Origin of the sequence: Clostridium sp., assembly GCF_051654825.1 — a bacterium.
In the GTDB taxonomy this organism is placed as follows: Bacteria; Bacillota; Clostridia; order Clostridiales; family Clostridiaceae; genus Clostridium.
Map to the genome: position 1 here is coordinate 1 of NZ_JBOFYU010000132.1, position 5,041 is coordinate 5,041.

4 protein-coding genes and 1 pseudogene are annotated in these 5,041 nt (G+C 28.6%); 4 read left to right on the top strand and 1 reads right to left on the bottom strand.

What is annotated here, in order from left to right; all coding sequences use genetic code 11:
• Together ACRDBA_RS08205 and ACRDBA_RS08210 are read left to right on the top strand one after the other, a co-directional pair.
• Positions 1-114: pseudogene (locus ACRDBA_RS08205) on the top strand (GNAT family N-acetyltransferase); the annotation flags it as partial.
• A gap of 42 nt (positions 115-156) precedes the next feature.
• Positions 157-927 carry a class I SAM-dependent methyltransferase gene (locus tag ACRDBA_RS08210; protein WP_438572439.1) on the top strand — a complete coding sequence of 257 codons (771 nt, stop codon included), beginning with the start codon at positions 157-159 and terminating at the stop codon, positions 925-927.
• A gap of 408 nt (positions 928-1,335) precedes the next feature.
• Here the strand turns inward: ACRDBA_RS08210 and ACRDBA_RS08215 are convergent, their stop codons facing one another.
• Positions 1,336-2,484 (bottom strand): replication initiation protein, encoded by a 1,149-nt coding sequence (locus tag ACRDBA_RS08215; RefSeq protein ID WP_438572440.1) that lies wholly within the window; start codon positions 2,482-2,484, stop codon positions 1,336-1,338.
• A 699-nt stretch (positions 2,485-3,183) separates the two neighbouring features.
• Between ACRDBA_RS08215 and ACRDBA_RS08220 the strand changes: the two genes are divergently transcribed.
• Positions 3,184-4,467 (top strand): DNA-binding response regulator, encoded by a 1,284-nt coding sequence (locus tag ACRDBA_RS08220; RefSeq protein ID WP_438572441.1) that lies wholly within the window; start codon positions 3,184-3,186, stop codon positions 4,465-4,467.
• Positions 4,468-4,668: 201 nt separating this feature from the next.
• Positions 4,669-4,932, top strand: coding sequence for a Mor transcription activator family protein (locus ACRDBA_RS08225; protein ID WP_438572442.1), 264 nt, complete (start codon positions 4,669-4,671; stop codon positions 4,930-4,932).
• The last annotated feature ends 109 nt before the right edge of the window (positions 4,933-5,041 follow it).

The window sequence follows — 5,041 nt, forward strand, 5'->3', positions numbered from 1 at the left end:
TGTGGATTCAAAGAGTCTCATAGAATTAAGGACTTCTTTATAGATAATTATGATAATCCGATTTATGAATGTGGAAAGCAGTTAATAGATATGGTTTATCTAAAAAAAGAATAACGTTGATAAGATAAATAGGAATTTGAAAGGGAGTATATATATATGGATTTACGATTTAAGTTTAATGAAGATGGTAAAAATTACGATAAATATAGACCTACATATCCTAAAGAATTATTTTTAGATATAATCAATTACACAGAAATATCAATTGATTGTAAAGCCTTAGAAATTGGTATTGGTACTGGGCAAGCGACATTACCATTTTTAGAATTAGGTTGTAAAGTAACAGCGTTAGAATTGGGGGATAACCTTACTCGATATGTTGAGGATAAATTTAGTAATTATAAGAATTTTGATGTTATTAATGCAGATTTTATGGAATATCCGATTGAAACAAATAATTTTGACTTAGTGTATTGTGCAACAGCTTTTCATTGGCTACCATTAGAAGAAGGATATTTAAAAGTAAAAAATGTATTGAAAGATAACGGCGCTATAGCTTTATTTTGGAATCATCCATTTCCAAATAGACAAGATGATATAAGTAACATTGCAAACAAAAAAATATATGATAAATATCGACCGTCTGATAAAGTAATAGTTGAATTTAGTAAAAATGATTGTCAAAAGCATATTGATGAATTAGAGCGATTTGGATTTAAAGATATTACATCTAAATTATATTACCGACAGAGAACACTAACATCTGAAGAATATATTTCATTACTGAACACATATTCAGACCATAGAGCATTACCAATGGAAATAAAAAATGATTTTGAATTAGATATGAAAAAAGCAATTGATGAAGTTGGTGGTAAAATAAATATATATGATACAGTAGAGTTATACTTAGCAAGGAAGCGATAAATTCCAATTTGTAGAGCAGATTTGGTGAATAATCTAAACCAAGGATTTTTTAGTTACACATTTTTATCATTAGTTTTTTGATTCACTTTTGCGTGAATATTTAACTTTATATTACTGCCTTTTTAGTATCTTGAATTTCTTATGTATCAAATATATTAATTACTTATTATATAAATATTAAATATAACACATTGATAATTAATATTTATATATCTGCTAAAATTACTGCTTATATAACAGTTATAAACTATGATTTAATAATTATTTAATCTACATTAAATAGTTATTAAAAAGTAATTAAATCTATTTATAATCCTTGAAAATAAGCCATTTAATAAAAAGAGCAATGACCAATATAATTTAAATATTGTATCATTGCTCTTTTGCTAATTCACTTAAACGTGAATTTTACCAAAACATTTCAATATCTCTTTGATGCTGTATATCCTCTTTTTCCTCTATTTTGTACTCCACAATCTTATTATCCAAAGTACCCTTAAAGAACTTGTACGACGTGGCTTTAATAGTCTCTACATCATCCCTATCAAGAACTACCATCACAGCATCATCAAAAGCTTTTTCCATATATTTATTTTTAAAATCAACACCTCTAAAGTCCTTTTTAAAACTTCTTAAAGTTCCTTTAGTAAACAATGTTTCATCAGGAACAAAAGGCTCAAAATCACACACTTTTGGCTCATTTATATCTTCACCTAAATTATTAAACATAGGCTTAAAAGTTACTTCTTCTTTATCACAGGCAATAGCATTATCCAAAGTAACTGCAACTTCTTCAATTACTTCGCCTGGTATTTCGGCCATAGTATTTTCCTTAGCAAAATACTTCCTTTTATCCAAATCTTTTACGATAAAGTCTATAGAATCTACCTTTCTACCTACTTTATTTTCTTTCATCTCTATTTCAAAATAGCCAGTTTCATTAAGCTCCTTTATTGCTGGTATAATAACTCTCCTCTTAAAATCATTGTACTTACCATACTTATCATCTAACATTAATAATTCCTTAATCTCTTCTACTTTGTAGCTAACAGTATCTTTTGTCCCACTCCAAAGCCTTAATAAATCGTAAAAACGTTGAGCATACGAATTATTAAGAGATAACCAAATCTGAACATTAATAGGAGTATATCCCATTTTCAAATACTCTTTTAATAGGTTATGTATCTTCTCCGATGCCTCAATATTAAATATCCCTAATTCGTCGTCGTACTCATATCCATTTATAAATCCATAGGCTCCCCACAAATTACCTTTTTTATTTTTCTTTTCTTCCCTGAAGTATATAGGCTTTTTCCTTAGTTCTTCCAACACATCTAATATACCTTTGATTGTATTTTTTTCCTTAAACTTGATGATCTCTTTAAACTCCGAATGGCTAATTGAACAAGTCAATATACCATCTGACTTTTTTTGAAGTTTATATAGCATAGATAAAAAAATTCTATTTTCAACCAAACTTAGGCTATACCTAGCTTTGACTAGCATATTATTTTTCATTAATACACGATTATTCTCTAGTTCTTCTATAAGATTCACGTCTACTCCCCCTCTATTACTCAATTATATTTATAGATTATCAAATGTTTTTAACTGCGTCAATATTTTAATCGTTGTCGCTTTTAAGTTCCCTGATTTGTCGTAGTTAATCCCTGATTTGTCGCTTTAAATCCCTAATACGTCGTAGTTAAATCCCTGATTTGTCGCTTTAAATCCCTAATACGTCGTAATAAATCCCTGATTTGTCGCTTTTAAACTTGTTAACCTTAGCATTTCCAAGGGGTAGGGGTATGCCTAAATACTATTAAATACTATTAAATACTTTTTTAAATACTAAGTAAAGACTAGTAAAGGTACTTTTCTGTTCTTTTCTACTCTATTTTTAGACATAAAACAAAAAGAATAACTTTGATAAGATAAAGATCCTTCGACTTATTATATTTGTACAAGTAGCGATTTTAGTTAATTAACAATTGATAATTATCAATGCGTTATATTTAATAATTAGTGAAGTAGACACAATAAGCTTAATTAAGAGATGAGCAGATACGTATAAAATATATATACTAAAATATGGATTTATGTTAAAATTTAAATAAATGAATCGAAAATTGAATAATAAAAAAGCTAGGAGTCTAATAAGTTTGGCGACTCACTAGGTATTAATTATAGTGAAGTAAATTAAGAGATCTCCTTGTCTTTAGTGTCAACATACTAAAAATAGAGGGGAATTTTTTTATGCAAATGACAGAGTTTTGTAATCATCTATATGATGATAGCACAGACGGATATATACAGATATTTAAACTAAATGATAAAGATAATAATGGTCAAAGGACTATTAAAATATATAATACTAAAAATAAGGGACTAAGGGATATAGTAGAAGAATTACATAAGGATGAAGACGTGTTTTTAACACCAAATACAATGTATCTGCCAAGAAGAAAGGTAGAAAATATAAGGCAGTTTAGAGCATTGTTTCAGGATATCGACTGTGAAAGTATTGGTTTTCAAAAGGCTGAAACTGTTTATATTATTTGGATGTTATATTACGAAGGTAAGATACCAAAGCCTACTATGGTAGTTGATAGTGGTAGAGGTATACATCTTTACTTTAGAATTAAAAATGCTCCTTATGGAGCTTTAAATACATGGCAAGAACTACAAGACTATATATACTATAATTTAAAGCATTTAGGAGCCGATAGAAGGGCTACAGATGGTGCAAGGGTACTTAGAGTACCTGGAACTATAAATTCAAAATGTGACGTCAAATGTAAGGTTTTATATATAGATAATGATTTAGAGTATTCTATGTATAATTTAAGAGAAAAGCATTTAAATTATAAACCTCGAACTCATCAGTTACAGGTGCACGAAACAAGGGAAACGGATAGTAAGGTTATTTCAAATAGATTTTTTAATTCATATAGTTTACATATGGAAAGAGCTAATGATTTAGAAACCTTATGCAAGCTTAGAAAGTATGATATGACAGGCTATAGAAATATGGTTATTCATTGTTATGCATACTGGAAGGGTATTTATGTTAGGGATGAATATGAGCTTGAGAATTTAGTTATAGAGTTTAATAATTCTTTTACGGAACCTTTGAAAGAATCTGAAGTACAAGCAGTCCTAAGATGTGTTCCAAAGGCCATAGACAAGTTTATAGCGTATGAGCAAGGAATGAGAAGTGGTAAGTGTAAGAGGGTTTCAAAAGGTATGAGAGACAAAGAAGGCTACTGGTACAAGAATGAAACTTTGATTCATAGGTTAGGTATTACAAGTAAAGAGCAAAAGCATATGAAGACTATCATAGGAACGGATGAAAAGTATAATAGAAATAACGAAAGGCGAAGAGCTGAGAGAAGAAATGAGAATGGTTTAACCAAAAGAGAACAATATAAGGTTGATATTGTAGATAATGTTAGGCAATTAATTGTTAAAGGTTTAAATAATAAAGATATAGCTAAAAATCTTAATATGTCCGTTAGACAAGTCCAAAGGTTAAAATAAAAAAAGAAATGTAAATAGGATTACACTATGTTTATTAAGGGGTGACATGAAATGGCTCTTTATAAATATGTGGTATTCCTTTATTACGTACCTACTACTGTTTTCGCAGTAAATGATTGTGTTTTAAATATATAGTTTTTAGTAGGGAATTTACGATATTTGTAGAATATCCATATAAATAGAATTATAGGAGGATATCTTATGGATTTGAAAATAAGTGATCTACCTCAACAATTTGAAAATATAGCTAATAGATTGGGAATTGAAAAAGCAAAATGGCTATTTGAAGAATTTGGGGGAACATCAGTATACTTTCCTACAGAAAAGATGATATACAAGTGCGCTCGTGATAGAGAAATTATATCGGAGTATAATGGATTTAATCATAAAGAATTAGCAACTAAATACAATATGTCTGAAAGTTATATAAGGGCCATCATAAATAGAAATAAGAAAAGTGCATAATACTTCCATTGACAAAACGTTGATAAATACCGTATTATAGGACTTTAGAAAATTAAATTTCTAGATTTTTGAACAAAAAAAGATACACACCTAATTTATATTGGGTTGT

Coding starts and splice junctions, on each gene's coding strand:
- ACRDBA_RS08210 (WP_438572439.1), top strand. CDS start 157: ATGGATTTACGATTTAAGTTTAATGAAGATGGTAAAAATTACGATAAA.
- ACRDBA_RS08220 (WP_438572441.1), top strand. CDS start 3,184: ATGCAAATGACAGAGTTTTGTAATCATCTATATGATGATAGCACAGAC.
- ACRDBA_RS08225 (WP_438572442.1), top strand. CDS start 4,669: ATGGATTTGAAAATAAGTGATCTACCTCAACAATTTGAAAATATAGCT.